This window comes from Paenibacillus sp. 01T442, assembly GCF_056398345.1.
In genome coordinates this window covers 1-1,848 of the sequence record NZ_JBFTPF010000185.1, presented here as the reverse complement: position 1 = coordinate 1,848, position 1,848 = coordinate 1, and the positions used below count along the sequence as shown (strand labels likewise).

General features: G+C 42.2%; 1 protein-coding gene. It reads right to left on the bottom strand.

Translation table 11 applies throughout. The annotated features are described in order from the left end of the window. Positions 1 to 268: 268 nt before the first annotated feature. A partial coding sequence (locus AC1DLM_RS35245) for an ATP-binding protein (RefSeq protein ID WP_477572608.1) occupies positions 269 to 1,848 on the bottom strand: 1,580 nt, incomplete at its 5' end.

The following is a 1,848-nucleotide window of genomic DNA, read 5'->3' as shown; positions in this document are numbered from 1 at the left end:
CTCTAGACGATCTGCTCGCGGTTCACAAATAGCGGTAAGAACGCCGCCTTTGACTTCATTATTCACTAAATATTTGGCATGTCCAGTTCCCATGTTACCTAGACMAACGATACCAATCCTTACTTTCTCCACTGTACGTCACCTTTTTCTTGTCAGATTCACAATTATTAAGCACGTTTTCACTTTAGCATATTTAAGAGGAGGCATCTTGTCGCAGATTGACTACCTTATTGCGAACTTTGACAGTTACACACGTTTGAGACCAAGTTTACTGTACAGATGACGGTAATTGAATACTGACCGTCGTTCCAACGCCTAGCTTACTTTGATATCGGATCACACCGTGGTGCTCTTCAATGATTGTAAAACTCACCATCATACCAAGCCCTGTCCCTTTTTCCTTTGTCGTGTAAAAGGGTTCACCTATCCGCGGCAGTCTATCCTCTGAAATACCTTGGCCTTGATCCACAAACTGCAGGTTGACGCCGTTAGCTTGATTTTGTGCTGTAATAGTCAATATGCCGCCAGTTGGCATCGCTTCAATCGCATTTTTGATCACGTTGACAAAAACTTGCTTGATTTGATTACGCTCACAATTGACAGATGAAAGAATCGTATTGGCAATCAGCATAATTTCAACATTATTCATGATGGCTTCCGTATTTAAGAGCTGTATCACTTCTTCAAGTATCGTTACAGGGTCATGCGGCATGTAAGCAACGGCTTGCGGCTTGGCAAGAATGAGCAATTCTCCGAGAATCAACTCAATCCGATTAAACTCTTCTTGCATGATATGATAATAGCGCATTTTACTTTCTTCATTGGCGTGGCACATCAGCTTCACGAAGCCCTTAAGCGCCGTCAACGGATTACGAATCTCATGAGCAATACCAGCAGCCAATTGGCCAGCTACATGCAATTTCTCCGTTTTACGAAGCAACTCCTCCGTCTGTTTTTGAACTGTAATATCCTGAACTGTGCCGAATAAACACAGCGCTCTTCCCCACTCATCATACGTAGTCTTGGCTAAGGTATGCAGAATGCGCACCTCGTCTCTAACTACGACTCTAAAAATGAGATCCATTGTCCCTTCATGTAAGGCTTTTTTTATGGCCATCTTCATTCTTAAATTATCCTCAGGGTGTATACTTTCATGAAGTACCTCAATAGGCAACGTTTGGACCGCATCTTTGCAACCAAATAACGCGTTCAATTCATCTGATACATACACCATGTTATTAATTGTATCCCACTCATAATGACCCAAACCTGCTATTTCTTGAGCAATTTCCAATTTAGCTTTACTTTGGATCAACTCATGCTCAACTCGTTTGTGAATGGTAATATCATGAACCAATCCACGTACGGCCATTCGCCCCCCATCTAGAACCACTCGTTCAATTTGGGAACGCAAATGACGGATATCGCCATCCTGTCGTGTAATCTTGTATTCTATATCCGACATTCCAACCAGTATGGCTTGCTTAATCGCGAGTGCTACTTTCTCACGGTCATCTACGAATATGGGCTCCATCGCTTTACACAAATCTATTCTTAAAGCAGGTTCTAGCCCATGTATTCGGAACATTTCGTCCGACCATGCAATGGAATCTTCATCCAAATCTCGTTCAAAGCTGCCGAATTGACCTAAACGTTGTGCCTGTACGAACCGATCTTCAACAATCTTACGTTCTGATATATCACGCCAAATCCCTAAATTCTGAGTACGTTTACCTTGCTCGTCCGATAACCACTTAAATTTATTTTCCAACCAAACATACCAACCCTTTTTGTGAAGAAAACGACAGGTTACAATTCCTTGATCATTCGTAGCACACTCTTTTTCGT